27 protein-coding genes are annotated in these 26,490 nt (G+C 66.4%); 18 read left to right on the top strand and 9 right to left on the bottom strand.

Features of this window, described 5'->3' with window-relative positions; translation table 11 throughout:
* Positions 1-439: 439 nt before the first annotated feature.
* Positions 440-1,306 carry a helix-turn-helix domain-containing protein gene (locus DC434_RS15875; protein ID WP_165808097.1) on the bottom strand — a complete coding sequence of 289 codons (867 nt, stop codon included), beginning with the start codon at positions 1,304-1,306 and terminating at the stop codon, positions 440-442.
* 946 nt (positions 1,307-2,252) lie between these two features.
* Here DC434_RS15875 and DC434_RS15865 point away from each other — a divergent pair.
* The 4 genes from DC434_RS15865 to tatA all read left to right on the top strand — a co-directional run bounded on the left by DC434_RS15865 (position 2,253) and on the right by tatA (position 6,193).
* Positions 2,253-2,477, top strand: coding sequence for a hypothetical protein (locus DC434_RS15865; protein WP_116636267.1), 225 nt, complete (start codon positions 2,253-2,255; stop codon positions 2,475-2,477).
* A 79-nt stretch (positions 2,478-2,556) separates the two neighbouring features.
* A complete protein-coding gene (locus DC434_RS15860) occupies positions 2,557-4,134 on the top strand; it encodes a LuxR C-terminal-related transcriptional regulator (RefSeq protein WP_116636266.1) in 1,578 nt (525 codons plus the stop codon).
* 757 nt (positions 4,135-4,891) lie between these two features.
* Complete coding sequence (locus DC434_RS20010) at positions 4,892-5,500, top strand: hypothetical protein (protein ID WP_133192829.1); 609 nt, start codon at positions 4,892-4,894, stop codon at positions 5,498-5,500.
* A 462-nt stretch (positions 5,501-5,962) separates the two neighbouring features.
* Positions 5,963-6,193: a twin-arginine translocase TatA/TatE family subunit gene (gene tatA, locus DC434_RS15855; RefSeq protein WP_116636265.1), complete on the top strand. Its 231-nt coding sequence runs from the start codon at positions 5,963-5,965 to the stop codon at positions 6,191-6,193.
* Between the two features lie 671 nt (positions 6,194-6,864).
* Here tatA and DC434_RS15850 read toward each other — a convergent pair.
* Positions 6,865-7,272, bottom strand: a complete 408-nt coding sequence (locus DC434_RS15850; protein WP_279303216.1) for an SOS response-associated peptidase family protein — start codon at positions 7,270-7,272, stop codon at positions 6,865-6,867.
* Positions 7,273-7,427: 155 nt separating this feature from the next.
* Between DC434_RS15850 and DC434_RS15845 the strand changes: the two genes are divergently transcribed.
* Positions 7,428-8,057, top strand: coding sequence for a hypothetical protein (locus DC434_RS15845; protein ID WP_133192828.1), 630 nt, complete (start codon positions 7,428-7,430; stop codon positions 8,055-8,057).
* Between the two features lie 80 nt (positions 8,058-8,137).
* Here DC434_RS15845 and DC434_RS15840 read toward each other — a convergent pair whose 3' ends face one another.
* Both DC434_RS15840 and DC434_RS15835 read right to left on the bottom strand, forming a co-directional pair.
* Positions 8,138-8,386, bottom strand: coding sequence for a hypothetical protein (locus DC434_RS15840; protein ID WP_133192827.1), 249 nt, complete (start codon positions 8,384-8,386; stop codon positions 8,138-8,140).
* A gap of 219 nt (positions 8,387-8,605) precedes the next feature.
* Positions 8,606-9,055, bottom strand: a complete 450-nt coding sequence (locus DC434_RS15835; RefSeq protein WP_116636261.1) for an HTH domain-containing protein — start codon at positions 9,053-9,055, stop codon at positions 8,606-8,608.
* A 309-nt stretch (positions 9,056-9,364) separates the two neighbouring features.
* On the opposite strand from DC434_RS15835, the gene DC434_RS15830 reads away from it, so the two are divergent.
* The 6 genes from DC434_RS15830 to DC434_RS15805 all read left to right on the top strand — a co-directional run bounded on the left by DC434_RS15830 (position 9,365) and on the right by DC434_RS15805 (position 14,576).
* Positions 9,365-10,801, top strand: coding sequence for an NAD(P)/FAD-dependent oxidoreductase (locus tag DC434_RS15830; protein ID WP_116636260.1), 1,437 nt, complete (start codon positions 9,365-9,367; stop codon positions 10,799-10,801).
* A gap of 153 nt (positions 10,802-10,954) precedes the next feature.
* Positions 10,955-11,257, top strand: a complete 303-nt coding sequence (locus DC434_RS15825; protein ID WP_116636259.1) for a DUF427 domain-containing protein — start codon at positions 10,955-10,957, stop codon at positions 11,255-11,257.
* A gap of 65 nt (positions 11,258-11,322) precedes the next feature.
* On the top strand, positions 11,323-12,186 hold the full coding sequence (locus DC434_RS15820) for an ATP-binding cassette domain-containing protein (protein WP_116636258.1): 864 nt from the start codon (positions 11,323-11,325) through the stop codon (positions 12,184-12,186).
* A complete protein-coding gene (locus DC434_RS15815; protein WP_116636257.1) occupies positions 12,183-12,863 on the top strand; it encodes an ABC transporter permease subunit in 681 nt (226 codons plus the stop codon). Before DC434_RS15820 ends, DC434_RS15815 begins: the two co-directional genes overlap by 4 nt.
* Entirely contained in the window at positions 12,860-13,594 is a 735-nt protein-coding gene (locus DC434_RS15810; protein WP_116636306.1) for an ABC transporter permease, read from the top strand. The genes DC434_RS15815 and DC434_RS15810 overlap by 4 nt, the downstream gene beginning before the upstream one ends.
* Positions 13,595-13,652: 58 nt before the next feature.
* Positions 13,653-14,576: an ABC transporter substrate-binding protein gene (locus DC434_RS15805; RefSeq protein WP_116636256.1), complete on the top strand. Its 924-nt coding sequence runs from the start codon at positions 13,653-13,655 to the stop codon at positions 14,574-14,576.
* Positions 14,577-14,652: 76 nt separating this feature from the next.
* On the opposite strand, the gene DC434_RS15800 is transcribed toward DC434_RS15805, so the two are convergent.
* Positions 14,653-15,837 (bottom strand): AI-2E family transporter, encoded by a 1,185-nt coding sequence (locus DC434_RS15800; RefSeq protein ID WP_116636255.1) that lies wholly within the window; start codon positions 15,835-15,837, stop codon positions 14,653-14,655.
* Between the two features lie 62 nt (positions 15,838-15,899).
* Here DC434_RS15800 and DC434_RS15795 point away from each other — a divergent pair, with 62 nt between their 5' ends.
* Both DC434_RS15795 and DC434_RS15790 read left to right on the top strand, forming a co-directional pair.
* Entirely contained in the window at positions 15,900-16,199 is a 300-nt protein-coding gene (locus tag DC434_RS15795; protein ID WP_116636254.1) for a chorismate mutase, read from the top strand.
* A 159-nt stretch (positions 16,200-16,358) separates the two neighbouring features.
* A complete protein-coding gene (locus DC434_RS15790) occupies positions 16,359-17,525 on the top strand; it encodes an ROK family protein (RefSeq protein WP_116636253.1) in 1,167 nt (388 codons plus the stop codon).
* Between the two features lie 19 nt (positions 17,526-17,544).
* Here DC434_RS15790 and DC434_RS15785 read toward each other — a convergent pair whose 3' ends face one another.
* Positions 17,545-18,393 carry a phytanoyl-CoA dioxygenase family protein gene (locus tag DC434_RS15785; protein ID WP_116636252.1) on the bottom strand — a complete coding sequence of 283 codons (849 nt, stop codon included), beginning with the start codon at positions 18,391-18,393 and terminating at the stop codon, positions 17,545-17,547.
* A 94-nt stretch (positions 18,394-18,487) separates the two neighbouring features.
* Here DC434_RS15785 and DC434_RS15780 point away from each other — a divergent pair, with 94 nt between their 5' ends.
* The gene (locus DC434_RS15780; protein WP_165808096.1) at positions 18,488-19,321 is read left to right on the top strand and encodes a helix-turn-helix domain-containing protein; all 834 of its coding nucleotides are present in this window, start codon (positions 18,488-18,490) and stop codon (positions 19,319-19,321) included.
* On the top strand, positions 19,318-20,163 hold the full coding sequence (locus DC434_RS15775) for a TIM barrel protein (RefSeq protein WP_133192826.1): 846 nt from the start codon (positions 19,318-19,320) through the stop codon (positions 20,161-20,163). Before DC434_RS15780 ends, DC434_RS15775 begins: the two co-directional genes overlap by 4 nt.
* On the opposite strand, the gene DC434_RS15770 is transcribed toward DC434_RS15775, so the two are convergent.
* Genes DC434_RS15770 through DC434_RS15760 form a run of 3 tightly spaced genes read right to left on the bottom strand, consistent with a single transcriptional unit; the run spans position 20,156 to position 23,323 of the window.
* A complete protein-coding gene (locus tag DC434_RS15770) occupies positions 20,156-21,082 on the bottom strand; it encodes a carbohydrate ABC transporter permease (RefSeq protein WP_207769985.1) in 927 nt (308 codons plus the stop codon). The two genes, DC434_RS15775 and DC434_RS15770, sit on opposite strands and share 8 nt — an antisense overlap.
* Before the next feature lie 2 nt (positions 21,083-21,084).
* On the bottom strand, positions 21,085-22,050 hold the full coding sequence (locus tag DC434_RS15765; RefSeq protein ID WP_116636249.1) for a sugar ABC transporter permease: 966 nt from the start codon (positions 22,048-22,050) through the stop codon (positions 21,085-21,087).
* Between the two features lie 31 nt (positions 22,051-22,081).
* A complete protein-coding gene (locus tag DC434_RS15760) occupies positions 22,082-23,323 on the bottom strand; it encodes an extracellular solute-binding protein (RefSeq protein ID WP_116636248.1) in 1,242 nt (413 codons plus the stop codon).
* Between the two features lie 320 nt (positions 23,324-23,643).
* Here DC434_RS15760 and DC434_RS15755 point away from each other — a divergent pair, with 320 nt between their 5' ends.
* From DC434_RS15755 to DC434_RS15745, 3 genes are read left to right on the top strand one after another with little or no spacing between them, the layout of a single operon-like run.
* The gene (locus DC434_RS15755; RefSeq protein ID WP_116636247.1) at positions 23,644-24,540 is read left to right on the top strand and encodes a sugar isomerase; all 897 of its coding nucleotides are present in this window, start codon (positions 23,644-23,646) and stop codon (positions 24,538-24,540) included.
* 12 nt (positions 24,541-24,552) lie between these two features.
* The gene (locus DC434_RS15750) at positions 24,553-25,545 is read left to right on the top strand and encodes an ROK family protein (RefSeq protein WP_116636246.1); all 993 of its coding nucleotides are present in this window, start codon (positions 24,553-24,555) and stop codon (positions 25,543-25,545) included.
* Positions 25,542-26,486, top strand: coding sequence for a 1-phosphofructokinase family hexose kinase (locus tag DC434_RS15745; RefSeq protein ID WP_116636245.1), 945 nt, complete (start codon positions 25,542-25,544; stop codon positions 26,484-26,486). The genes DC434_RS15750 and DC434_RS15745 overlap by 4 nt, the downstream gene beginning before the upstream one ends.
* Positions 26,487-26,490 lie beyond the last annotated feature (4 nt).

Genomic DNA, 26,490 nt, shown 5'->3' with positions numbered 1-26,490 from the left:
CCACCGGACGGGGTCCCTACGATAGCGAACGCGATACCCGCGGCTATGGCGCTGATGACAGCGAGCATCGTTCCAGCCAGGCTGAGGACGTTGAAGAGGCCAGCAAGGTCAAGCCAGAGAGCCACGGTTTCTTCTTTCCGAAAGAACATTTACCCAGCTCGGAGACGCCTGGCGAGAGGGGGCGTTCTCCCGCCAGGCGTGGCGGACCTGGGTGACCGCCAAGGAGGTGAGAACCTCCACTAATAGAGATGGATTCGGAAGCTGCTTCTTACGCGGAAGCGACTTGGTTCTTTCCCTAAGCCGGAAGAGGAGATCATACGATCGCCGTCAGGCGACATTCCTGACGCCCACCGACCGTAGACGTTGTGGGCTAGGTGTGTCGGACAATCCGGGGGTCGCAACTACGGTGCTCCTGTGAGGCTGATACCGGGTTTGACCCTCATGCCCGCCGGAGTGCCCGACGCAAAGCGGAGACCGTCTTGAATCCCGACCGTTGGGCGACATCGAGCAAGTTTGACTCCTGCAAGCCACTGTCCTCTGTGAGATGTAGCTGCGCCAGCTCGACCCGTGCAGCACGAATCTCCGCTAGTGGTGTGGAGTTATCCGCTGAGAAGAGGCGGTGAAGGTGCGCACGCGACACCCGCACCAGCTCGGCAAGACGCGCAACGGTCAGATCCGACGAGTGCGCCTCGTCCTGGATGATCGCTCGTGCCCGGCTCAGGAGATGGTTCTTCTCTGCAAACCTCTTCCGCGCCGACATCGCCGTCGATTCCTTCAACGAGGCAAGCAGAAGATTGTCGACGGCAGTTCGGACGCTGCTAATACCGAAGTCTTCTGCTGTCACGGACGATGCCAACACCTGATTGATGAGGCCTGTCAGCGCCGGCCAATAATTGGGAGACGTAGCGTGAGGTCCTGACGTGGGCGGAAGCTCATACCTCCCCAACCCCATCCGGTCGTAGTCCGTGACGATCTCATAGATCGCCACCGGCGCGGTAGCGGACAGCACAACCGGTGACGCCCCCCCGACGAGAACCAAATCTCCGACCCCAAAGTCAGACATCTGATGGCCAAGGCCCAACTCCGCGCTGCCTTCCACGAGCAGCAACGCTCTGACGCGAGAAGATTCCTCGGAGCCGATGCGTTCATACTGACCGGCTGCAAGCCACGTACGCGAATAGCCAAAACGAGGTGCATCGAACACATCAGCGAAGACATGAAGATTCAGCGCCGTCGCATCCCAGCCCCGGGTGCGCAGCCACTCCTTTGCTCGTGATCCGTTGAGCGAAACCCCTCGCTCGATCACACTCTTCCTCATACCGCTGACCGCTCAGCTGATAGTCGCTTGAACAGCAACGACATCTCTGGGCGCACAGGAGCGCCGAGCAGGTCAATTAGCCACCACATCGCACCCCTCCCCGAGGCAATACACGTGAAGCAGCTCTCTTACCCGAAGCGGGTGAGGAGCCAGGCCGACATACGGACGTCTGCTCCCCACGCGGGGTCAAGCACGGCCCGTAGTCCACTGAGGAGATTAGTCACACGATCAGGCAAAAAAGACTCATCGGCGCCGATTCACCCGGGTGAATCGAGGGTGAAGAGATCCACCCATTTGGGTGCGCTTCTTCTTGGTCATCATCCACGGACCGTGGTGTATCGGTCACTTGGTTTGTCTCTCAGTTGAAGCAGAAAGTCGCAGATGAGCTGACACCCGAGATGAGCCCGTCCGTCATGTGTCAGCCTTCCGACGGGAGGTCCATAACTGAAAGGTCTCTCTCAGCGACATACGAGGATGCCATGACGAAGACTCGACGTTCGCTTCGCGAACCGGCCCTCGACGCGGCGCCATCAACTGCTCCACTTGTCTCATCACCATCAGACAGGCTCCGCCAGGGCTTCCCTCCGGGGAACGGGAAGACGCCTTGGGCCGTGCGTCCAGGCTCACGCTGGACATGCAAAACGTGTGGAAAGCAGATGCAGCGCGATGATCTCGCGATCGCGACCGTGCACTGGACGCTGTGGGGCAAGCGAGTCCTCTGGCAAGCATCGGAGTGGCGTCACTTCTTTCAAGCCGGCCTACCGGGACATGGAACATTCGCAGGCGTCGAGTCTGCACTGCGCGTGACGCTCGAGAGTGGCGTGACCGCCGTGCGCTGGGATGCCGAGGCGCAGGAAGTCAAGAAGGCTCGAGGGCGACTCGTTCTCCGCTCCCCCAGACGCTGACGGCTCCGTGCGATGGAGAGGAGATCTTGATGACAAGTGAACTCGTGCTCCGGGTGAGCGCGGAGCTGACCCGGGAGCTCGTCGCCATAAGCTACGAGATAACCTGGCTGCATGTCGCGGGGCTCCTCACCCTTGTCATTGGCGGTGTCGCACTCGCGATCCGAGCAACGAGATCACTAAGTCGAGGAGACGGGATGCTGAGTAAGGAGTATTCGCCGGCGCTCCACCGAGAGACTTGGCTGTCGATTCGCTGAACCCTTCGTTCTTGCCCTTCGAGCTCGCAGCACCCGAATCGCTGCCGAGCGCCGACCCTCTTCAGGAGAGCAAAAAAGCATGGAGACCGTACCCTCGCTCCTTAGCGCCCCTTCAGCCGAAATTGCGCCGACAAGTGCGATAGTCGCGGAACTGCGCGAAGCACTCGCGATGGAGGATTGGACACGAGCAGTGGGGGTGGTGGGGGCGCATTGGTCGATGCTTCTCGACGATCTTCGCGAGGTGCTCGACGACGCTCTGCGAGTGATCCCGTTGCCGGCGTTTGCTCAGGACGCTCGCGCCGCAGCTATCCGAGATATTCGTTTGCACGTGGCGGCAGACGAGGTGGATCGGATGTTGGGCGAGGCCGTGTTACCCGATTGGGACGACCTGGTGGGCCTCGACGAGGTCGCTCGGTCGCCGAGAGCGCTGAGCCTCCTCAGCGTCATCGCCGTACGGATGATTGCGTTTCGCGTGCGGGGGCGTCTTGCGCGCGCCCGGCAGCTTGCTGAGTTGCTGGAAAGGTTCGGACACATAGCGGGGGTCCACCAACCTGCCAGAATCTCCCCTCGTCTCCCCGTAGCGCTTCTGCAGGCCGGGATCACGCGAGGACTCGCCGACGATATCCCCGGTGCGCTTCTCACTCTTCGCGATGCCTATGAACGGGGGCCCAGCGCCGGGAAGGAACATGTCGAACGCGACGCTGCGGGGAAATCCGCGTTCTTCCTCGCCCTCTCGGGCGACATGACTATGGCGGCCACTTGGCTGCGGCGCCACGATGAGTCTCCGCACGCTCACGGGTGGCTCAAGCCCCGGATAGCCCTCACCGCGGACATCGCCCGCGCTCTTGTGGCCACCGAAGAACTCCACCAGGCCGAGGCTGCAACCGCCTTGGCCAGACTCGATCAGCCCGTCAACGCTGAGCAGAGTTGGGGCCCCGGGGTCACATATGCCCACGCGCGGTTCGCACTCGCGTGGGGCGATCGACATGGGGCCGTCGAGAATGTGCGACGAGATCGACAGCGGTACGCCGAGTGGCTGGTTGAAGGAACTACCCTTGGCCCCCTTCTCGAGATGGCTGAATCTGATCTCTTGCTTTCCCTCGGTCGCGTGCACCCCGCTCGACACGCACTGGCCAACAGCGCAGAGCACCCTGTCACCCGCGTAGCGCGCGCTCGAGTGGAACTCGCCGCTGCGGACTACGACGCGGCCTCGCGCTATGCTGCCGCTGCTCTCAGCGATAGCTACTCCACCCGAACGCGTGTGGAAGCACTCGCCGTACAAACAGCCACAAGTCTCCTGCGTGACGGCACTCAAACCTCGATCGCGTCTTCGGACTTCGAGGCCGCCGCGCAGGCCAACGGTCTGGCACTCATCACCCTGTCAATCCCACGACGTGATCTGCACGACGACGGAAACGCTACTGAGCCGGACCGACGAGAAATACTGCCCGCGAACGCAGAAACGGCGGGGCTCACCTCCCAACAGGTCTTGGTGTTACAAGGCCTCGACCAAGGTCTGACCCTTCGCCAAATCGGCGCACGGCAACACCTGTCGGTGAACACAATGAAGACCCATGCCAAGGCGCTCTACCGTCGACTTGGCGTCAACAACCGTGACGAAGCCCTGGCCCGTGCGCATGACCTGGGGCTTCTCTAGCTGCCATGACCTGCTCACCTATGTTGCGCAGACCGGCGACCCTCTGACCAGATGGCTGGATCCCCGGCGAGACGACAACGGACGAGCAATGAGAACATCCAGGGAGGCCTCAAGTGGCCCCGAGAATCCTGATCGTAATTCACCCTCGATTCACACGCCCTGGTGCGTGATCACACGCGACCTTCCGCGTCTCATGGGTAGAGCACGTCATCGCGCACCTGGGGTGTCGCGAGAGCGCGCAATGGAGAGCTCGGCACCTCGTGGGGAGGGAGCCGGGCTCTCCGCCTGGGGCTGAGATTTGGGCCGCCGGCCTGGGGACGGCGGCCCGAACTCGGCAATACTCCCGACCACATTCGAGATAGGCATTCACTTGCACCCGTCAACCATCGCCACAAACCAGGACACCTTCACCAGCGAGAGAGTGCAGGTTGCCATGACGATTGAAGACAGCCGCGGGTTCGTTCACCACTACGACCTCACAACGAGCGCAGAGACCATCACAACGATCCTCCATCTACTCGCGTCCTAAGAGCGGCCCCTGAATTCACCTGGGTCTCACCCGGGTGATCCTCCTCTAGATCGTGACTGGTCTGGCATTTCCATTGTTAGCGTCGATGACGTCTAGGCGCTGGCCACGATCGCCAGTGACCACAGCGAGAATGCTTCGTCAATCAGCACCCACCCGCCTAATGAGGGCGTGTCGACGCGCGACACGCCCTCATTGCTGCGCCGGTGTAATCACTACAGGAGATTCATCATGGGCATTTTGGAAGAACCTAAGCGGGAGCAGCACTCCATCGCTCGTCGCACAGTCGTGAAAGCGGCGGCATGGTCAGTTCCAGTCGTCGCCCTTGCGGTATCGACACCGCTCGCGGCCGCGAGCGTCCCGGAGCCACAGCCTGCGCCGGGTGGAGGACTCTCGGTGTGGCAGGGGGGCACCTCCGTGCAAACCTGGACGGTCACGCAACCCAACAGGGTGCAGGTGAACACGGGCCAGAATGTCGGCTTCAACGCCTTCAATGGTGATACTGGTGAAAGCGTCCCTGCCGGCACCTACCGCTCCGGACTCATCACAGTGACCGTCCAATGGGGAGCGGGTAACGGTGTTCCGTCACCCGCCAGCTACCGCCTGGACGAACGCGCACTCAACGGCTGGTCACGCATCGGCGCGGCACCCGCTGCAGGAACATCAGGCTCTGCCCAGTACACGTACAGCGGTGTGCTCAACGGCAGTGAGAACCTCGTGCCTTTGCCTGTCGTTTGGCTCCTCCCCTCAGCAGGTGGCCCGCTCGAGCCAACGTACGTGAACACGTCACTCTCATCCGAGTTCCTCAGCGAAAAGACATCAGGCTCTCGAGTGCCCTGAAGCCACGTTCGCGAGCTCAGCCAAGCGTCGAACCTCGCTCCGTGCAGATGCCTATCTCTATCCCCATGGTCCGTCGTCTTCCTCGTGAGACGACGGACCCCTACCCGTGGGATCGCAAGGCCAGCTGGGGAAACTGAGAAACACCTGCGTACTCATATATTTACGGCAACCACGGGAGATAGTCACGCAAACCAAGGGATGACCTGCGGGTGAATTCGCTCGGAAATGTCGCGGGACCGAGGGCGCTCTCCCTAGTCTCCAATTGCGGTGCGCGCACGGCACACCGTGCGGGTCACGTATGCTCTCGCTCCCCTAGCAGGAACGTGCGTGACTCGCTCCAATTCTGAGAATCTGCGTACGAGCTCGCATCACGGCGTTCCGAATAGCACCTCTGATCGGGAGACATGGGCCGATCCCGAACCGTAGGCTCGATGCATCGCTCACCGAAGACAGGAAATCGATATGTTCGCTGGAATGCAAGGCTGGCACCTGCTCATCGTGCTCGCCGTGATCCTCCTTCTGTTCGGTGCTGCGAAGCTGCCGGCGCTCGCGAAGAGCATGGGCCAGTCGGCCCGCGTCTTCAAGGGCGAAATGAAAGCCATGAAAGAAGAAGACGACGACGACAGCCCGTCATCCGTCAAAACCGACACGGGCAGAGGCCCAGGGACTCCGTCCGCGGCTGATCGGCAGTAGCGAGAACCTAGTCCCCCGCTGGACGCCCCACTCCTGCTCGAGCGAGGCCTCCCGCTAGGAGGCGAGAGATTACGACAGCGCCGCCCTCCCCCAATAGGCGGCCGGTCAAAGTGCCGATGATCATCACCGGTGTGAGATGTGCGGGCGAGAACACAGCAAGGGACACCACGAAAAGGACAACGCCAGCAGCACCGGCAGCGGCGACGTAGCGCCACTCCGAGATCCGGCTTCGCTGAGAGCGCCACAACATCAGATCGATCACACATCCGGCCAATACAACTGGAATCGCCGCAATCAACCCCGACGAGCTCGTCGGCGCGACCAGGACCGCCGCTATACCGCTGGTGACGATCGCCGACCCAGACACTCCCGTGACTCGACGAGCCAGAAACGGCATCACGCTGTGCAACCCCGCCACCAGTGCGTAAGCGGGCGGTGCGAGCGGTGCGAGCCCCGTGAGGAGCGGAACGGTCGCAAGGTGGATGAGTACGTGTGCGACGCTCAGCGCTGCACACACCAGTAATACACGCGTTGACCAGGGTTCAGAGTAAGTGTGACCGGACACACCTCTCACGATATACATGCAGAGGATCGCCCTCCGACCACGGCCATGATGATGCGGCCAGGTGGGTTACCTCGTCTGCTACTACCTTGGGGGGCGCGCCCGCTGCTTATAAGACGGGTTCGAGCAGCGTCGGGCCGGTGGGGTCAACTGTGCGGGAGTTGCTGACCTTGCGGTCGACGATGTGCTCGGTGATGGGGGCGGCGACGTCGGCGGAGGTGTGCTCGAGCAAGGCGAGAGTCTCCACCTTCCGCTCACCGGTGAGCTTCTCCGGCGTGAGCCACGCATCCCAGGTGTCAGGGGTGAGGCATGCGGGCATCCGGTCGTGCACCTCGCCGCTGGCGTCTCGTGCCTCTCGGGTGATGACGACGAAACGCCGAGACCGCTGCCCGTTCGCGAGCTCCATCGACCAGGTGAGGCCTGCTGCGAAGAGCAGCCCGTCGCCGTGGAGGAAGTGCGGCGTCTTTGGGGGTCTTCTCCCGGACCGATTCGCTTGCGGACACCACCGACAACCAATCTTCGAGGTGGGGGCCTTGTCACCTGATCGCCCAGTCGTTTGAATGAGCGAGCGACTGCGTCAGCACCCTCCCGCCATCGCAGGAATAGCAAATCAGGAGCGATGAGGTAACATTCGCGCATCAAACTGTGCCATTCGGCGATGAGGAGAATGCGATGAGGGCTTCTCGATGGGTCGCCGTAACGGCGGCTTTCGGACTCATGCTGTTTGGCAGCAGTGTGGCCGTCGCCGCTACCTCCTCACCATCAGCATCTGCCGACCTCAAGGACACTCCTCCAGAAAATGGATCGGAGCTCACTCCTGAGGAGGCTGCGCGCCAAGCTGCGCAGGAGCCGTACTTGGCGCTAGCCGATCACGTTTCGCAGATCTCGGCACAAGGCACGGCCGGCCACATGGTCACAGGTCAGATCGAAGTCTCAGAGAAGCGATACGCCGTCACCTGGAACGGCGAAGTCCCACCGGAACTTATCGAATTGGCTCCCCAGGCCGCAGCCCAGGGCATCAATCTAGAGATCATCCAGTCGGCACATAGCCGCGAAGAGGTCATGGCGGCCGCTATGGAACTGACTCAGTCAGTATCAGATTTCGCTGGAATGAGCGTCACGCTCACGGATGACGGAACCGGGCTCATCGTCACCCCTCCCATTCGCAATGACGAAAGCACACAGGAAGCACTTGCAGCGGCTGTGGAGAAGGTTCGCGCTCGTGGGATCGCTGTCACTTTCGATACCAAGAAGCCCCAAGCTACTGACGCGGGGCGAGATAACGACAACGCGCCCCATTGAGGCGGCGCCAAAACGCAACCCGCCGGCGCGGAAACTCAGTGCACTGACGGATTCGCCATGCACGCTGGAGTCGGAGCCAGTTACCAGTACGTGCTCACCGTTGCTCCGCTGATCCGATCGCTTAGATCGTGGTGCCCGGCGTAGGCATGTTCGTAGTCGGTGAGGAAGGCGACGGCAGGCACGTACGCCTCCAGGCGCTTCTCGCGGAGCCACTTCTCGTGTTCACGGCGGCCTTGAGCTGATCCTGCGAAAAGGCCTCCGAGCACCGCGATCAGGGCGCCAATAACGGTTGCGGTCAGCGCGATGACGGCAGGTAGCCAGATGCCCATGGGGGCGACCTTAGCGGGGAGTGTCCGGCCGCCGCTGTGGCGCGCCGCTCTCACCCCACGAACGGATCGGTTCGTGAGGCATCCGAGGCGGACGACCGAGTGCCCGCTGCCACGAGACATGACACTCTTGGCGACGCGTCCTCGCGACAGCGTCTGTGCGTGAGGCGATCCAAGCGATTGAGCCCGGCAGCACAAACTCTGAGACGGGCGTTTCTCTCTCTAACGTGCGCGTGCCTGAGTGGCCGCGCTGATGAGGTAAGAGGTCCTCAAAGCAATCGCGTACTTTGTCTCGGCCGGAAGCGACCGGGGAGCATTGAGGCAGATCTCGAGGTCTCCGACATCCAGCCCTGTGAGGTTGGCGATGTTGTGAACAGTGAGGTTGCACTCGGTCGTCAGCGACTCCATGATCGCTCGAAGACGCTCGTCATCGTCGAGGTCGAGTCCGTATGTCAGTTGCGCAACCAGAACTGCAATGCGACCGTTTTCGTCCGGTGAAAGAGGCTGCTCATCTACCGTCAGCCCGCGATAACTCGGAGAGTCTTCTCTCAGGAAAGCCTGGAGCTTTCCTCGCGAAATCTGCGTCAAGGAATGCAGAGAATCCTCTGAAATGTGCTCCATCGCGATGAGTCGTCTCAGCTCGGCCGAGATGTCCTGCTCGTTCGTCGTCATCCCAGTCCCTTCTTCATATGACGGTTCGCGAGAGACGGGGTGAGGTCCGACCAAACCCCTTCCCCCGGTGCAACTAGCCGCCCTGGTAGGTGTAGAGAGTGTTGTTCGGCCCGGTCCAGGCACAGGGCGCCCCCAGAAGTTGGAGGCCGTGCCCGTCAACGTACCCGAGTACCGATGATGCCGGGCGACAGGCCGCGGTCCGCCCCGGCATCCGTCCGATCTCCCGACATCCGTACCGTGCTCCAGGGAACAACTCACCCGTGACTCGACGTTGCTCTTGAGCGAGACTGGGCGACGGAGAGGTGCGACATGACTGCTGCCGAGAAGACCGACGAGTACGACCTGATCGTCCTGGGCGGAGGTGCCGTGGGCGAGAACGTCGCGGACCGCGCCGTGCAGGGCGGACTCACCGCGATCATCGTGGAGAGCGAGCTCGTCGGAGGCGAGTGCTCGTACTGGGCGTGCATGCCCTCGAAGGCGCTGCTGCGTCCGGCCCAGGCCCTGCGTGCCGCGCAGCACGTGGGCGGAGCGTCGCAGGCGGTGACCGGCACCCTCGACGTGCGTGCGGTGTTCGACCGCCGCGACTCCTTCACCAGCAACTGGTCGGACGACGGCCAGGTCAAGTGGCTCGACTCGGCCGGTATCGACCTCGCCCGCGGCTTCGGCCGCCTCACCGGTGAGCGCGAGGTCACCGTGACGGATGCCGACGGCGGCACGCGCGTGCTGCGCGCCCGTCACGCGGTCGCGATCAGCACCGGGTCGGAAGCGGTGATCCCGCCGATCGACGGGCTGCGCGAAGCCGCTCCGTGGACCAGTCGCGAGGCGACGAGCGCCGAGGAGCTGCCGAAGAGCCTCGCGGTCATCGGCGGCGGCGTCGTGGCGGTCGAGATGGCCACGGTCTACGCGTCGCTCGGGTCGACCGTGACGCTGATCGCCCGGGGCGACCTGCTCTCGACGATGGAGCCCTTCGCGGGCGAGCGCGTGGCGGCCGGACTGAAGGAGCTGGGCGTCGACGTGCGCACCTCGACCGGCACGACCTCCGTCCGCCGCGGCGATGACGGCGTGACCATCACGCTGGAGGGCGGCGAGGAGATCATCGCGAGCGAGGTGCTCGCGGCGACCGGCCGCTCGGCGCACAACCGCGACATCGGTCTGGAGACCGTGGGGCTCGAGCCCGGACGCTGGATCGAGACGGATGACACGATGCGCGTGCCCGGCAGCGACTGGCTCTACGCGGTGGGCGACGTGACGGGCCGCGTGCTCCTCACGCATCAGGGCAAGTACCAGGCGCGGGCGGCCGGAGACGTCATCGCCGCGCGGGCCAAGGGCGAGGAGGTCGACGACGCCCCCTGGGGTCGGCACGTCGCCACGGCCGATCACGCCGCCGTGCCCCAGGTCACGTTCTCGTTCCCCGAGGTCGCCTCCGCCGGACTCACCGAAGCCGCGGCCCGCGAGGCGGGGCACGAGGTGGAGGTCGTCGACTACGACCTCGGCTGGGTCGCCGGTGCGAGCGTCTACGAGGACGGCTTCGAGGGTCAGGCGCGTCTCGTGATTGACACCGCGCGCGACGTGATCCTCGGTGCGACGTTCGTCGGCCCCGAGGTCGCCGAGCTCGTGCAGGCCGCCACGATCGCGATCGTCGGAGAGGTGCCGATCAAGAGGCTCTGGCACGCGGTGCCGGCGTACCCGACGATCAGCGAGATCTGGCTCCGCCTGCTGGAGGGCTACGGGCGCCAGTCCGCCTGACAGGCGGGATGCGGCGCGATCGCGCAATCCGCTGTCGTCTCGGCACCGAACAGATCCAGGATTGTTTCTCACATTGACGGCTCTGCGCGCAACCCCGACCCGGATGTCGCACACGTCTTATACGCTCGAACCCACATCTGAGGAGGCAGGACCATGAAGGCTGTACTCGCAGGAACCGTGATCGCCGAGGCCGACGAGAGCGATCTCGCCCGCATCGAGGGAAACTGGTACTTCCCGCCGGCATCCATCGCGACCGGTGCGCTCGTCGAGAGCCCCACTCCGTACACGTGTCCGTGGAAGGGCGCGGCCCAGTACTACTCGGTGCAGGCCGGAGACCAGCTTCACACCGACTACGCGTGGTCGTATCCGACCCCGTACCCGTCGGCGTTCGACCGCGTCGGCAAGGACTTCTCCGGGTTCGTCGCCTTCGATCCGCGGGTCGAGATCTCCGAATGACGACCGTCTGCCGGCGCCGAGGCGCCGATGCCCGCCTCGTCGATCGACCGTCTGGAAAGTAGCCCATGATCGAGTTCCGCAACGTCACCAAGCAGTTTCCCGACGGCACCGTGGCCGTCAACGACTTCAACCTCGTGCTTCCGTCGCGCAAGACCACCGTCTTCGTCGGATCGTCGGGATGCGGCAAGACCACGCTGCTGCGCATGATCAACCGCATGGTCGAGCCGACCTCCGGCGACATCGAGATCGACGGAGAGAACGTGCTCGTCGGCGATCCCGTGCAGCTGCGCCGTCGCATCGGCTACGTCATGCAGAACTCCGGCCTCATGCCGCACTTCTCGGTGATCGACAACGTCGCGACCGTCCTCCGTCTCACCGGCGTCAAGAAGCCCGAGGCGCACAAGCGGGCCCGCGCCCTGCTCGACACCGTCGGCCTCGACCAGGCGCTCGCCGAGCGCTACCCCAGCCAGCTGTCCGGCGGTCAGCAGCAGCGCGTCGGGGTGGCTCGCGGGCTCGCCGCCGACCCGAACATCCTGCTGATGGACGAGCCGTTCGGCGCCGTCGACCCGATCGTCCGCGCCGACCTGCAGCAGGAGACCCTGCGACTGCAGCACGAGCTCGACAAGACGGTCGTCTTCGTCACGCACGACATCGACGAGGCGTTCCTGCTCGGCGACCAGGTGGTCATCCTCGACAAGGGCGCGCGCATCGTGCAGGTGGGCAGCCCGAGCGAGATCATCGAGAATCCTGCCGACGACTTCGTCGCCGCGTTCATCGGCGCTGACCGCGGACGCCGCGCGCTGCACCTCAAGGAGACTCCGCACGGCACCGTCGTCGTCGACTCCGAGGGGCGCACGCAGGGAGCGATCGTGGCAGAGACCGAGGCGGATGCCGTCGCCACGACCGCCGGGCAGGACGGACTGTCGTGAACTGGGTCACCGACAACCTCGGCCTGATCTTCGAGCTGACGCTGGTGCATCTGCGCCAGAGCATCGTGCCGATCGTGCTCGGCTTCGTGCTCTCGCTCCCGCTCGGCTGGGTCGCGTGGCGGTACCGGCTCGTGCGGGGTCCGATCATCGTGCTCACAGGCCTGCTCTACACGATCCCGTCGCTGGCCCTGCTGATCCTGCTGCCTGCCACTCTCGGCTACTCCGCGATCAGCGAGACCAACCTCGTGATCGCGCTGACGATCTACGCGGTGGCGATCCTGGTCCGCGCGGTCGCCGACGGCCTCGACTCGGTCGACGACGGCGTCCGCCAGGCGGCGACCGCCACCGGCTTCGCGCCGTTCCGCCGCTTCTGGGCGGTCGAGTTCCCGCTGGCGGGCCCTGTGATCCTCGCGGGGCTGCGGGTCGCCGCCGTCAGCACGATCTCGCTCGCCACCGTCGGCATCCTGATCGGCGTGACGAACCTCGGCTACCTGTTTACGAACGGGCTCGAGCGTCGCATCATCGCCGAGGTCTTCGCCGGCGTCGTCGCGGTCGTGATCATCGCGCTCGTGATCGACCTGATCCTGCTGCTGCTCGGACGCGCTCTGATGCCGTGGACGACCGCGACGAGTCGCGTCTCCGCGACCCGCGCCGTTCCCGTGAGGGCAGCCGCATGAATCTCTTCGCAGACGCCATCGCGTGGATGCTCGCCCCGGCGCAGTGGACCGGGAACTACGCCCTGCCCAAGCTCCTCGGCGAGCACCTCGCGCTCACCGCGATCTCGGTGCTGATCGCCGCGATCATCGCCCTGCCGCTCGGCTGGCTGATCGGTCACACCGGCCGCGGCCGCGAGATCGCCGTCGCGGTGTCGGGAGCCGCGCGTGCCATTCCCGCGTTCGGTCTCATGGTGCTCCTGGTCCTCCTCCTCGGAGTGCTCCGAGTGCCGGAGGCCGCCATCACGACGTTCGTGCTGCTCGCGATCCCGTCGCTCCTCGCCGGTGCCTACACGGGCCTCGAGGCGATCGACCGCCGCGTGATCGATGCGGCGCGGGCCATGGGCATGACCGAGTGGCAGATCTTCTGGAAGGTCGAGGTGCCCCTCGGTCTTCCCCTGCTCGTCGGCGGCATCCGCTCGGCGCTGCTGCAGGTCATCGCGACCGTCACGATCGCCGCCTACGTCAATCTCGGCGGGCTCGGCTGGCCGATCATCCAGGGCATCCCGCTGCGTCGCTTCGATCAGGTGCTCGGCGGCGCCCTCATCGTCGCCGTGCTCGCGCTGCTCGTCGACCTGCTGCTCGCCGCCGCGCAGCATGCTGCTGTTCCGCGCGGGCTCCGCACCGGTCGCCCGGCTCGCCGCCGCACCCGTCCGCTCACGCCGGCCCCCGCGCCGGCGGCATCCACCGCCTGATCTCTCCGTCCCGCTTTCACAGCACCAGAAGAAGTCCCCAGAGAAGAAGAGGAAGTCCATGTTCACAGCACGAGGCAAGCGCTCCGTCCTCGCCGTCGGCCTGGTGGCCGCGGCGACACTCGCCCTGTCCGCCTGCGGCGGCAACCCGCTCGACGAGCCGTCGAGCGACGCCGGATCCGGGTCGGGCGACTCCGAGACGATCGTCGTCGGCTCGCAGGGGTACTACTCCAACGAGATCATCGCCGAGATCTACGCCCAGGCGCTCGAGGGCGCCGGGTTCACCGTCGAGAAGAAGCTCAACATCGGCCAGCGCGACGCGTACATGCCCGAGGTCGAGTCCGGCGAGATCGACGTCTTCCCCGAGTACACCGGCAGCCTGCTGGAGTACCTCTCCGAAGACGACGTCGACGTCACCTCGCCGGAAGACGTCTACTCGGCCCTCACCGAGGCGCTGCCCGAGGGCCTGACCGCGCTCGACTACGCCGAGGCATCCGACCAGGACACCTACACGGTGCTCAAGAGCTTCGCCGAGGCGAACAACCTCAAGACGATCGAAGACCTCAAGAACGTGACCTCGCAGGTCACGATCGGCGCCCCGCCGGAGTTCGAGCAGCGTCCGTACAACCCGGCAGCTGCCAAGGAGGTCTACGGCGTCGACCTGGCGTTCTCGGCCACCGGTCCGACCACGCTCGAGTCGCTCCTCGCCGGCGAGATCCAGGTGGCCGACATCTACACCGCCGACCCGGCGTTCGAGACCGAGGACATCGTCGCGCTCGAAGACCCGAAGAACCTCATCATCTCGTCGAACGTGGTGCCGATCGTCTCGACCGACATCGCCGACAAGGTGTCCGAGGTGCTCAACGCGATCAGCGCGAAGCTGACCGCCGAGGAGCTCGTGTCGCTCAACGTGCTCAGCACGGTCGAGCAGCAGTCGTCGGCCGACATCGCGAAGAAGTGGCTCGAGGACAACGACCTCGTCTGAGCCCCCTCGTTCCGGAAGCGCCCGGGCCCGTTGCTGATTCCTGCAGCGGGTCCGGGCGCTTCTGCGTGCGGCGCGGCTAGACCCTGGCGTCCTGGCGCGGAACCCAGACCTGCTTGATGATGATCAGGATGGATGCCGTGACCGGCACGGCCACGAGTGCGCCGAGCAGCCCGAGCAGCGTGCCGCCGGCGAGGGCGCCGATGACGACGAGCGAGCCGGGGATCGAGATCGCGCGGTTCATGACGCGCGGCGTGATGACGTACGCCTCGATCTGCATGTAGATGAGATAGACGATCGCGAAGATCAGTGCGCCGATCGGGTTCGTGAACAGCGCGATGCCGGTGCCGATGATCCAGAACATCACGGAGCCGACGAGCGGGATCAGCGTGATGCAGAAGGCGACGGTCGCCATCAGCGGCGGGAACGGCAGACCGAGGAAGAAGTAGAGCAGGAACGCGAGCAGCGCGTTGAAGAACGCGAGCACGACCATCCCCATGACGTACCCGCCGACCGAGTCGGTGATCTGGTCGGTGATGTCGCCGGCCCTGGCGCGGTCGCGGGCGGGCACGAGGCGCAGGAGGCTCGTCTTGATCCCGGCGAGGCTCGCCAGGAAGTAGAGGGTCAGCACGATGACGATGATCGTGCCGGAGATGCCGGTGGCGATCGACGCGCCGACCTTCAGCGCACCGCCGCCGATGGTGGCGAGGTTCCCGAAGTCCGACAGGAACTTCTGCACCTCTGCCACCAGGTCCTGGAACTGCTCGCCGAACTGCCTCTCCAGCGTCGCGTAGAGATCGCTCCGGGTGAACTCCTGGACCATGCCGGGCACCGAGCGGACGAAGCTCGAGATCTGATCGACGACGATCGGGATGACCATCCACAGCAGGAGCGCGAACACCACGATGAGCCCCAGCGTCACGACGAGGACCGCGATGGCCCGGGACAGGCCGCGCCGCTCGAGCATGCGCACCGCGGGGTCGAGGCCGAGGGCCGCGAAGAGGGCGAGTGCGATGTAGATGAGGACCGTCGAGAGGCTCGTGAGCGCCAGGCCCAGCACGAAGGCGCCGAGGCCGCCGAGCGTCACGAGGAAGCCGAAGACGAAGGGGCGATCGATGCGGGTCCAGAACGATCCGCGCGGCGCCATCGGCTCGACGACGGGACGCGGCACGGTCTCGGTCCTCTGTCGGCCGGGAGCATCGGACGAGGTCTCGGATGCCGCGTCGTCGGTGGGTGCGGAGGCCGGCGACTCTTCGTTGCTCATGTGCTCACGATAGCGGTGAGCGTCGTCGGATCACGGGCGTTCGGCGGCTCTAGAGTAGGGGCATGACAGCCGCTGAGGACCCGAAGGCCGAACTGCTCCGACTTCGCGCCAGCATCGACAACATCGACGCCGCGCTGATCTTCATGCTGGCCGAGCGCTTCCGCGCCACCCAGCAGGTCGGGCATCTCAAGGCCGAGCACGAGATGCCCGCATCCGATCCGAATCGTGAGGAGCAGCAGGTCGCTCGCCTTCGCGCACTCGCGGAAGAGGCTCATCTCGACCCGGAGTTCGCGGAGAAGTGGTTCAACTTCGTGGTGGCGGAGGTCATCCGCCACCACACCGAGGCGGCCGAGGGCCGCTGAGAGAAGTGCCGGACGGGCGACGGTGTGTGCAGCACTCGCCCGTCCGGAGCTGGGGGAGGCCTTTCGGCCAACTAAGTTCAATGAATAAACTTACGGAGAGACTACGGATCGGCGCCCGATCTGTCAACACCTCGCACGCGAGTGCCTGAACGGAACCCCATGCTCAACACGGATGACGCCCTCGACACCCAGGCATCGGTCCGGCGCGCCAACCTGAGACGGGCGCTGCAGTTGGTCTTCCGGAACCCCGGCGTGCAGACCAGGGCCGGGATCGCACGGGCCACGGGGCTGACCGCGGCCACCGCATCGTCGCTGGTCGCCGAGCTGCTCGAGAACCGTCTCATCGTCGAGGGCGAGCAGGCAGCGAGCACCGGAGGGAAGCGGGCGACGACCCTCAGCATCGATGCGAGCCACCACCTGATCCTCGTCATCGTGATCCAGCCCCGCCATGCGCACGTCGCGCTCGTCGCCCTCGACGGCACGGAGGTCGACGTCCGACGCGTGACGTACTCGGCGGAGGACCGCGACCGCGTTCTCGATGAGGCCCTGGCCGACATCGCCACCGAGTTCGGCGACCGCCTGCTCGCCGCCGGCGTGCAGCTGCCGGGCACGACGGACGGGCGCTCCGTGCTGGAGAGCGTGCAGCTGAAGTGGCAGGACGTGCCGCTGGCCGACCGATTCGAGCGCCTTCTGAAGGCTCCGGTCCTGCTGGTCAACGACGTCGATGCCGAGGCCATCGCCGAGGCGGGGCGCGAGGAGTCCCCCGCGGGCTACCGGCTCTTCATCCACATCGGCGGGGGGATCGGCGCCGCGGTGACCCTCGACGGCGAGCTCGCTCCGGGGCCGCGCGACCGGGCCGGTGAGATCGGCCATGTGCAGGTGGTGTTCGGTGAGGCGGCGCGCGACTGCAGCTGCGGCCGACGCGGGTGCCTCGAGTCGGCATCCGCCATGGGGGCGATGCTCGGCGAGGGCTTCTCCGACGCCATGGATGCGGCGGAGATCGCGGTGCTCGCTGCCCGCGCCGATGCGCGGCAGCTGGACGACGGCGCCCGCGCCCTCGCTCGCGCCGTCAAGCTCATCAGCGCACTCCTCGATCCGACGGAAGTGGTGATCGGGGGGCCCGCCACCGTCCTCGGGCCGCGATTCCTCGAGCGCGTCCGCAGCGAGACGGACTATTCGTCACGAGGAACCGCGCAGGTGCCCATCCGCTACGCCGATCCGCGCGTCGCGCTCTCCGCCGGCGCGGCTCAGGCCGCGTTGACTGCGGCGCTCGGGGTGCGCTGGAGTCCGGAGCAGCTGCTCGCGGCATCCGCTCCCGCGTCCTGACGCGACCGCCGACGTCTCGTCAGAGGCCGTCGTCGTCGGACCAGTGCTCCTGCCACCGCCAGTCGATGGGGTCGGAGACACGCTGATAGCGGATGTCGGTCGACAGGCGGATGCGGTGATCCGGATCGACGTTGTCCGTCGAGGCATGCACGATGTGGGCCGAGTGCACCATGACATCGCCCGCACGATAGTCGTTGATCAGCCATCGGGCTTCGTACTCGTCGGCCAGGCCCGGCAGGTCGGCCGTGATCGAGGCGGCCGGCATCTTCAGCGTTCCGGCGCGCTCCTGCGCCATCACACGATGGTGGCTTCCCTCGAGGTAGGCGAGACCGCCGTTCGCGACCGTGCAGTCACCGAGCGGGATCCACATCGACAGCACGCGGTCGGTGCCCTCGCGCAGGTAGACGAGGTCGTAGTGCGCCTGGGTGGCGGTGCCGATGCCCGTCTCGCCGGGCCGCGTGTGGCGGATGATGCGACGCTTGTGGAGATGCACGTCGTCGCCCAGGAACCACTGGAACCATCCGCGGATCGTCGGATGCGCGGTGAGCGCGGCATAGCGGTCGCCCGGAACGACGTCCTCGAAGAGCACGCGGCGGGTCAGGGCGAGGTCGACGTCGTCGTGCGAGTCGATCCCGTCACGATCACCCCCAGGCCGCACGAGACCGGTCGGTGCGAGCTTTCCGAAGTAGTAGGCCCGGAAGTCGCGGACGAGCTCGGGGTCGAGGTGATCGCTGAGGTAGAGGTACCCGTCGCGGCGGAGGCGCTCCCACAGGGCATCCTTGTCGTCGCGCAGCGTCGTCGGCACGGCCTCGAGGCGACCCAATCGCTCCGGTCTCTCGTCGAGCACATAGCCGTTGGACGTGATCATGACCCCATTCTCGCCGCGGCTAGGACGATCTGTCCATGGACTTCCCTTCTCAACGCTTGTATTTTCGCGCCCTCCCGGACACACTTGGACGATCATGGACAACTGGGCGATCTACGCGAATCCCGCCCGCGGGCTCACCGACGTCACGGTCGCCTGCCTCGGCGCGGGGGAGTACGGCGGAAGTCACGAGGGCTTCCGCGGTCGTCGTCTGCGCTCCCATGCGGTCGTCGTGATCAGCGAGGGGAGCGGCTGGTACTCGAGCCCGCTCACGGGAGATGTCAGGGTCGAGGCTCCCGCCCTCATCTGGCTGTTCCCCGGCGTCGCGCACGGCTACGGGCCGCATCGCTCCGGATGGACGGAGCACTGGATCCTGTTCTCCGGCGCCGCCACCCGTGCGCTCGACGAGCTGGGGGCGTGGCGGCGCGCGGTCCCCGTGGTGGCGCTCGACCGCACACCCGACGACCTGACGACGACGTTCGATCGTCTGCGGGACGAGCTCGCGGACAGCGGCTCGATCGGCGCGCTCCGGGCATCGGCGGTGAGCTACGCCTGGATCGTCGCACTCGCGACCTCGACGATGCGGGACGCCGCCCCCGATCTCATCGATGCGTTCACGCGCGGTGCCACCCGTCAGATCTCGATGGAGACCCGCGCGCACGAACTGGGGATGGGGGTCTCCCAGCTGCGGTCCGCCACGGTGGCGGCGACCGGTCTGACTCCGCTGCAGCTGCTCATCGAATCGCGGCTCGCGCGCGCCCAGTCGCTGCTCGTCGAGACCGACCTCGAGGTGAGCGTGATCGCACAGCAGGTCGGATTCGACGATCCCTCGTACTTCTCGCGGCAGTTCACACAGCGCCGGGGCAGCTCGCCGAGTCTGTTCCGCCGCGAGCAGCGCCGGATGCCCACGCTGACGGATGACCGGCTGTGAGGGCGGCAGCGCCGCTGGTGCTCATGACGGACTGGGTGTTCGCCGCTCCGGCCGAGGTCCTCGTCGCCCGCGCCATCGAGCAGGGCTACGACGGTGTCGAGGTCTGGTGGCCGCGCGACCTCGAGGGGCAGCGACGTCTCGGCACGGCCGTCGCGGGCGCCGGTGCCGAGCTCTCCCTCCTCGTCGGCAGCGCGCATCCCGAGCCGACGGCCCACATAGCCGAGATCGAGCGACAGCTGCAGGAGATCTCGCAGAGCGGACTCACCCCGCTGCACGTCACGCTGCACGCGGGTCGGGATCACTGGAGCGACGCCGATCAGGACCGCCTCGCGGAGCGGGTCGTGGAGAGTCGCGCCGCCACCGGGCTCGACGTCCTCGTCGAGCTGCACCGATCACGGATGCTGTACGCGGCGCACGCCGCGCGTCGCATCCTCGAACGCCACCCCGGTCTCCGGGTGACTTTCGACGTCTCGCACTGGCTGGTGGTCGCGGAGTCGATGCTCGCGGATCAGCTGGCCGCGGTCGAGCTCGCGATCGCTCGTGCGGACCACGTCCATGCGCGCATCGGTCATCCTCAAGGGCCGCAGGTGAACGATCCGGAAGCCGAGGAGTGGCGCGACGTCGTCGAGCAGCACCTGCGGTGGTGGGATCTCATCGTGCACAGGCTGCGCGGCGAAGGCCGCCCCGTCACGTTCCTCGCGGAGTTCGGCCCCGTCGACTACGCCCCCAGCGCGCCGGGGTCGCGCCGCCCGCTCCGCGATCCCGAATCATCGAATCGCTGGATGCAGCGCGTCCTCCGCGACCGCTATCGCCCGGAGTCCGCCCCCGAGCGCCCTATTTGACGCTGCCGGCGGTGAGGCCGCCGACGAGGCGCTTCTCGATGAGCATGAAGAGGATGACGACGGGGAGGATGGCGACGATGGAGACGCCGAACACGTACTGCCAGCTGGTCTCGTATTGACCGACGAACTTCGTCAGTGCGACGGAGAGCGGCTGGTTCTTGTCGGTGGACAGGATCACCAGCGAGGCCGCGAACTCGTTCCAGCAGGCGACGAACGTGAACACGATCGCGGTGACGATGCCGGGCCAGACGAGGGGCAGGTTGATCTTGAACAGGACGGTGAAGCGTCCCGCGCCGTCGATCTGGGCTGCTTCGTCGACCTCTTTGGGGATGCCGGCGAAGAAGGAGTGCATGATCCAGACGGCGAACGAGAGGTTGAATGCGGCGTTGATGAAGATCATCGCCGCCCAGGTGTCGCCGAGTCCGAGGGTCGTGAACTGGCGGAACAGGCCCGAGGTCAGCACGGCCGGCTGCAGCATCTGGGTCACGATCACGAGGAACAGGAACACCATGCGGCCGGGGAACTTGAACCGTGCCGTGTAGTACGCGGCGGGGAGGGAGACGAGCAGCACGAGCAGGGTCGCGAACACGGCGATGATGATCGTCGAGATGAGGTTGTACGGCAGTGGCGTCTCGGGCGTCGACCACATCGTGAGGTAGTTCTCCCAGTGCCATTCGGTCGGGAGGTAGGTGGGGTCGACGGAGCGGATCTGGGGCTTCGTCTTCACGGACCCGAAGAACATGATCAGGTACGGGAGGACGAAGATCGCGAGGACGAGGAACCCGGCGGCGGTGCGGAGGATGACGCGCGGGAGGGTGACCTGGTCTTCGGTGTAGCGGCGTTTGCGGCCGTTCAGCGGGGGAAGGGGGCGTCCGCCGCGGCCGGTGGTGGTGACGAGTTCGGTCTCGGTCACGGTCATGATCAGACCTCCTTCATGGGCTTGACGACCTTCACGTAGATCGCGACGATCACGATCACGATGAGGAAGGCGACGACGGAGAGCGCGCTGGCGACGTCGACCTTCTTCTGCAGCTCGATGTACTTGAAGATCATCGTCATGATCGTGTCGGCCCCGTAGCCGGGGATGGACCCGGTCATCACCTTGAGGATCGGCAGCGAGTTGAACACGTTGATGATGTTGATGAGGATCGCGACCGCGAGGGCGCTGCGCAGCTGCGGGAGGATGATCGACCAGTACGTGCGGACGGGACCGGCGCCGTCCATCTTCGCGGCCTCGATCGCGTCGGCGGGCACGGACTGGAGCCCGGCGAGGATCGTGTACGTCGTGAACGGCAACGACACGAAGATCGCGATCACGATCGACCAGGCGAACGCGGTGGCGGGGTTCTTGGTCCACCCGTATCCGACCGCGTCGTCCGAGAGGCCGATGTCGTAGAGGAACTTGTTGAACACCCCGAAGTACGGCTCGAGGCTGTAGTAGAACACCATGGTCGTCATCACGACGGATGCCGCCCAGGGCACGATCACGGCCATGCGGACGATCTGACGTCCCGGGAACGCCTTGTTCAGGATCTGCGCCAGGCCCAGCGAGATCACGACGGTGAACGCGACGACCGAGACGACCCAGATGATCGTGCGGCCGAGGATCGGCCAGAACTCCGCGAACGCGAACACGGTCGCGAAGTTGTCGAACCCGACCGAGCCCTTGTCGAGGCCCGAGAGGGAGATGTCGCGCGTGGAGTTGAAGAACATCACCCCGGCGGGGAAGAACACCACGCCGACGATCAGCAGCAGCGCGGGCGCGATCCAGGGCAGCGCCTGGACGAGGTCCTTGCCGCGCGACGTGCGCCGTGAGACGGCGCCCGGAGTGCGGGGGCGACCGGTGGCCGCCCCCGCGAGGTTCGAGGACTCTGTTGTCTGGCTCATGGGAATACCCGAACCTCTCCGTTCAGCGGGCTCAGCCCGCGTCGACCTGCGCCTGGATCTCGGTCAGGACGTCCTGAGCCGGCTTGGACTGCAGCTGACCGAACAGCGACTTGAAAGCGCCGTCGGCAGCGGACCACTGGGCGTTCGTCGACGGGTAGAACTTGGCGTCGGGCAGCACGTCGAGGAACGGCTTGAGGGCCTCCTCGCCGGACAGCTGCTCGGAGCCGGACTTCGTGACGGGCAGGAAGCCCTCGGCCTGCACCCACGGCACGTAGACGTCAGCGGAGTAGAAGTAGTCGAAGAACTTCGTGATCGCCTCGGCCTTGTCGCCGTCGTTCTGGAACGCCATCAGCTGGTCCATGACTCCGAGCGTGAACGGCGAGCCGTCCTTGGTCGGGATCGGGACGATGGAGTAGTCCAGGTCGGGGTTGCCCTCTTCGATCTGGCCGACCGTCGGCGGCAGGCCGACCTGCATGCCGATCTTGCCCTGGATGAAGATGTCCATCAGCGGCGAGCGCTGCGTCGAGCCGGGGTCGGCCTGCGTCGCACCGGCGTCGATCATCTTCTTGATCTGCTCGGCACCGACGAGGTTCTCCGGGGTGTCGATCGTGATCTCGGACGCGTCGCCGAACGAGCCGCCGCCGCCCCACAGCCACACGGCCGCCTCGGCCTGCGCCTCTTCGGATCCGAGCGGCATGCCGTAGCCGGCGACACCGCCGCCGAGGGCGGAGACCTTGGTCGCGGCGTCGAGCAGCGAGTCCCAGTCGGTCGGCGCCGTCGCGCCCGCCTGTGCGAGCAGCGTGTTGTTGACGAACAGGGCGCGAGCCGAGGCGATCAGCGGCAGGGCGTACGCGGTGCCGTCGACCTCGGCGTTCTTGATGAACGAGTCCTGGAAGTCGGCGAAGGTGTCCTCGGACACCACGTCCTCGACCGGGTACAGCAGCTCATCGCCGACGAAGCCGGCGAACGGACCGCCGTTGTAGATGTCCGGCGCCTCGCCGGCCTGGATCTTCGTCGAGACGACCTTCTCGAGGTTGTCCCACGACTGGAGCTCGAGCTTGACCTTGATGTCGGGGTTGGCCTTCTCGAACCCCTCGATCACGGTCTCCCAGTTCGCCTTCGTCCCGTCGGAGTAGCTGGGGACGAGGAGATCGATGGTGTTCGCGTCGTCTCCGCCGCCGTCTCCGGCCGAACCGCCGAACCCGCACGAAGCGAGCGAGAGCGTGGCGACGGCCGCAATGGCGGCGGCGCCGAACCGCAGTGACTTCTTCATGTGTATTGCATTCCTCACTGTGAGTGTCCGCTCCGGATGCGGAGGCCGTGTCCGGACGGGGTGTGGTGCACAGTCGCAAGCACGATCACGCGACAGTGCGTGGTGATCGCTTCGCCGGGGGCAGCTGCGATCGTTCAAGCCGAGGCTCGGAGTTCGACGGCAGGATCGCCGTCGGGGTGGTGGAACTTGTTCGATTATTTGTCAAGGGAACAAACAAATCAAGAAAAACCTGATCTTGATGTTCCTGATCGTCATACTATGATCGAATCAAGCCTTAAACAATCACAACTATGCAACGACCGCCCGAGAAAGGCACCCCGATGACCGAATCGCTGCCCGGCGCACACATGCGCGAAGAGCTCCACTCGCAGCCCCAGACCTGGGCGACCGCCGCCGACCTCAAGGCCGAGCAGGGTCTGCTTCCCGCCCCCGGGGCCCGCGTCGCCGTCGTCGGATGCGGCACCTCGTGGTTCATGGCGCAGTCCTACGCCGCCCTGCGCGAGACCTCCGGTCAGGGCGAGACCGACGCCTTCGCCGCCTCCGAGGCCTTCGTCGATCGGGGGTACGACGCCGTCGTCGCACTCACCCGCTCCGGCACCACCACCGAGGTGCTCGAGCTCGTCGAGCGCATCAAGGGGCGCATCCCGACCATCGGCGTGATCGGCGACCCGACTTCGCCGCTCGTCTCGATGGTCGACGAGGCCGTCCTGCTGCCGTTCGCCGACGAGACCTCGGTCGTGCAGACCCGCTTCGCGACCACGGCGCTCGCCCTGTTCCGCGCCTCTCTCGGCGAAGACCTCACCGCGGCGATCGCCGACGCGGCCTCGGTGCTGGCCGACACCGACGACGAAGATCTCCGCGATGCCGAGCAGTACACGTTCCTCGGTCGCGGCTGGGCGACCGGTCTCGCGCACGAGGCCGCGCTGAAGCTGCGGGAATCCTCGCAGTCGTGGACCGAGTCCTACCCCTCGATGGACTACCGTCACGGTCCGATCGCGATCGCCGCTCCCGGCCGCGTGACCTGGCACTTCGGCGCTGCTCCTGAGGGACTCGCCGCACAGGTGACGGCGACCGGGGCACGGTTCGAGCACCGTGCGATCGACCCCATGGCCGACCTCGTGCGTCTGCACCGCCTCGCTCTCGACCGGGCCGTCGCCCGCGGCCTCGACCCCGATCAGCCCCGCAACCTCACCCGATCCGTCATCCTGGATGCATGAGCGGATCCATCCATGACCGGACCTGACGGCGCAGCATCCGTCGCCGACGTCGAGCGCGACGCTGCGGGCGAGAGACTCGCCGCCGTGCGGACGCTGGGCGCGGGTTCTCCCGTGCTGGCGTTCGACGTCGGCGGCACCGACATCAAGTCCGCGCTGTTCGATGCGGAGGGCAACGCGCTCGGGCTGCGGCGCACGCCGACCCCCGTCGCCGAGGGAGACCGCACCGACGTGCTCCTCGAGCGCCTCGAGGTGCTGGCGGGCGAACTCCGCGCCGCGCACCCCGATGTCGTGCCGATGGCGGCGGGTCTGGTCGTTCCGGGGATCGTGGATGCGGATGCCGGACTCGGCGTGTTCGCCAGCAACCTGGGGTGGCATGACTCCCCGCTGCGCGATCTCGCCACCGCCCGACTCGGGCTGCCGGTCGCCTTCGACCATGACGTGCGTGCCGCGAGCTGGGCCGAACGCCGGCTCGGCGGTGCCCGCGACTACGCCGACGCGGTCGTGCTCGTGATCGGAACGGGGATCGCCGGCGCTCTGCTCGTCGGCGGGGTGCCCTACACCGCCGGCGGGTACGCGGGCGAGATCGGCCACTCGCCGATCGCCGACGGGCCGATCTGCGCGTGCGGGGCCCGCGGCTGCCTCGAGGCGGTGGCCTCTGCCGGAGCGATCGCGCGACGGTACCGCGATGCGACCGGTGTGGTTCCCGACGGTGCGAAGGACGTCATCGCCCGTGCCGCCGCCGGTGACGAGGTCGCCGCCGAGATCTGGAACTCGGCGCTCGACGCGCTGACCATGTCGCTCGCACAGCTCACGGCCGTCGTCGCCCCCGAGGCCGTCGTCATCGGCGGGGGGCTCTCCCGCGCCGGCGGCGCGCTGTTCGACGAGCTGCGCGGTCGGCTCGCGGCGCGATTGAGCTTCCACCGCATCCCGGAACTGGTTCCGGCCGAGCTCTCGGGCAACGCGGGGCTCCTCGGCGCCGCGCTGCGTGCGAGGGAGCTCACGTGATCCTGACGGTGACCCCGAACCCGGCGCTCGACCTCACCTGGAGCGTCGATCGGCTCGTCGAGGGTGGCACGCATCGCGCGGATGCCGGCATCGCCCGGGCGGGCGGCAAGGGACTGAACGTGGCGCGGGTCGCGCACGCGGAAGGCGAGCAGGTGCTCGCGGTCACGACGATCGGCGGGCGCGTCGGCGACGAGTTCGCTGCCGAGCTCGGCGCGAGCGGCGTCCCGCATGCGCTCGTCCCGGTCGCCGCCGAGACCCGCCGCAGCATCGCGGTGGTCGACGAGACGCTCGGCGACACGACGATCGTCAACGAGCGCGGCGTGAACCCGACCGACGTCGAGTGGGCGGCGGTGCTCGCCGAGGTCGTTGAGCGGCTGCCCAGCGCGCGAGTGCTCGTGGTCTCCGGAAGCCTGCCGCCCGGCGCACCCGACCCGCTGCTCCCCATGCTGATCGCGGTCGGGAAGGATGCCGGTGTGCCGGTGATCGCCGACACGTCCGGTCCTGCGCTCCTGCGCGCCGCGGATGCCGGCGCGACCGTGCTCAAGCCGAACGCGGCCGAGCTCGCGGAGGCCACCGGCATCGCCGACCCGGTCGAGGGCGCGCGATCGCTGATCGACCGCGGCGCCGAACTGGTGCTGCTGTCTCTCGGTGTCGACGGGATGCTCGCCGTCACGGCATCCGAGCTCGTGCACGCCCGTCTCGACGAGCCGCTGGCCGGCAACCCCACGGGTGCCGGCGACGCCGGCGTGGCAGCCTGCGCCGTGCTCTACGCGGCCGGGGTCCGCGACCCCGAGCAGATCCTCCGCCGGGCCACGGCATGGTCGGCCGCCGCCGTGCTGATGCCCCTCGCCGGCGACATCTCCCCGCAGTGGACCGCGCTCGAGCAGCAGCTCCGTGTCACCCACCCCGATCCTTCATCGTTCCGGCCCGCATCGTCCTGAAAGG

It is taken from the genome of Microbacterium sp. TPD7012 (genome assembly GCF_003075395.1).
In the GTDB taxonomy this organism is placed as follows: Bacteria; Actinomycetota; Actinomycetes; order Actinomycetales; family Microbacteriaceae; genus Microbacterium.
Note: the sequence above shows the minus strand (reverse complement) of the source record. Positions and strands in the feature narration are given on the sequence as shown.

Excerpts from the sequence above, each read along its gene's own strand:
- DC434_RS15790 (WP_116636253.1), top strand. The coding sequence starts at position 16,359 with ATGCTCAACACGGATGACGCCCTCGACACCCAGGCATCGGTCCGGCGC.
- DC434_RS15760 (WP_116636248.1), bottom strand. The coding sequence starts at position 23,323 with ATGAAGAAGTCACTGCGGTTCGGCGCCGCCGCCATTGCGGCCGTCGCC.
- DC434_RS20010 (WP_133192829.1), top strand. The coding sequence starts at position 4,892 with ATGGGCATTTTGGAAGAACCTAAGCGGGAGCAGCACTCCATCGCTCGT.
- DC434_RS15780 (WP_165808096.1), top strand. The coding sequence starts at position 18,488 with ATGGACAACTGGGCGATCTACGCGAATCCCGCCCGCGGGCTCACCGAC.
- DC434_RS15805 (WP_116636256.1), top strand. The coding sequence starts at position 13,653 with ATGTTCACAGCACGAGGCAAGCGCTCCGTCCTCGCCGTCGGCCTGGTG.
- DC434_RS15795 (WP_116636254.1), top strand. The coding sequence starts at position 15,900 with ATGACAGCCGCTGAGGACCCGAAGGCCGAACTGCTCCGACTTCGCGCC.
- DC434_RS15820 (WP_116636258.1), top strand. The coding sequence starts at position 11,323 with ATGATCGAGTTCCGCAACGTCACCAAGCAGTTTCCCGACGGCACCGTG.
- DC434_RS15765 (WP_116636249.1), bottom strand. The coding sequence starts at position 22,050 with ATGAGCCAGACAACAGAGTCCTCGAACCTCGCGGGGGCGGCCACCGGT.
- DC434_RS15840 (WP_133192827.1), bottom strand. The coding sequence starts at position 8,386 with ATGGGCATCTGGCTACCTGCCGTCATCGCGCTGACCGCAACCGTTATT.
- DC434_RS15835 (WP_116636261.1), bottom strand. The coding sequence starts at position 9,055 with ATGACGACGAACGAGCAGGACATCTCGGCCGAGCTGAGACGACTCATC.
- DC434_RS15750 (WP_116636246.1), top strand. The coding sequence starts at position 24,553 with ATGACCGGACCTGACGGCGCAGCATCCGTCGCCGACGTCGAGCGCGAC.
- tatA (WP_116636265.1), top strand. The coding sequence starts at position 5,963 with ATGTTCGCTGGAATGCAAGGCTGGCACCTGCTCATCGTGCTCGCCGTG.
- DC434_RS15845 (WP_133192828.1), top strand. The coding sequence starts at position 7,428 with ATGAGGGCTTCTCGATGGGTCGCCGTAACGGCGGCTTTCGGACTCATG.
- DC434_RS15770 (WP_207769985.1), bottom strand. The coding sequence starts at position 21,082 with ATGACCGTGACCGAGACCGAACTCGTCACCACCACCGGCCGCGGCGGA.
- DC434_RS15830 (WP_116636260.1), top strand. The coding sequence starts at position 9,365 with ATGACTGCTGCCGAGAAGACCGACGAGTACGACCTGATCGTCCTGGGC.
- DC434_RS15785 (WP_116636252.1), bottom strand. The coding sequence starts at position 18,393 with ATGATCACGTCCAACGGCTATGTGCTCGACGAGAGACCGGAGCGATTG.
- DC434_RS15800 (WP_116636255.1), bottom strand. The coding sequence starts at position 15,837 with ATGAGCAACGAAGAGTCGCCGGCCTCCGCACCCACCGACGACGCGGCA.
- DC434_RS15755 (WP_116636247.1), top strand. The coding sequence starts at position 23,644 with ATGACCGAATCGCTGCCCGGCGCACACATGCGCGAAGAGCTCCACTCG.
- DC434_RS15810 (WP_116636306.1), top strand. The coding sequence starts at position 12,860 with ATGAATCTCTTCGCAGACGCCATCGCGTGGATGCTCGCCCCGGCGCAG.
- DC434_RS15865 (WP_116636267.1), top strand. The coding sequence starts at position 2,253 with ATGACAAGTGAACTCGTGCTCCGGGTGAGCGCGGAGCTGACCCGGGAG.
- DC434_RS15860 (WP_116636266.1), top strand. The coding sequence starts at position 2,557 with ATGGAGACCGTACCCTCGCTCCTTAGCGCCCCTTCAGCCGAAATTGCG.
- DC434_RS15825 (WP_116636259.1), top strand. The coding sequence starts at position 10,955 with ATGAAGGCTGTACTCGCAGGAACCGTGATCGCCGAGGCCGACGAGAGC.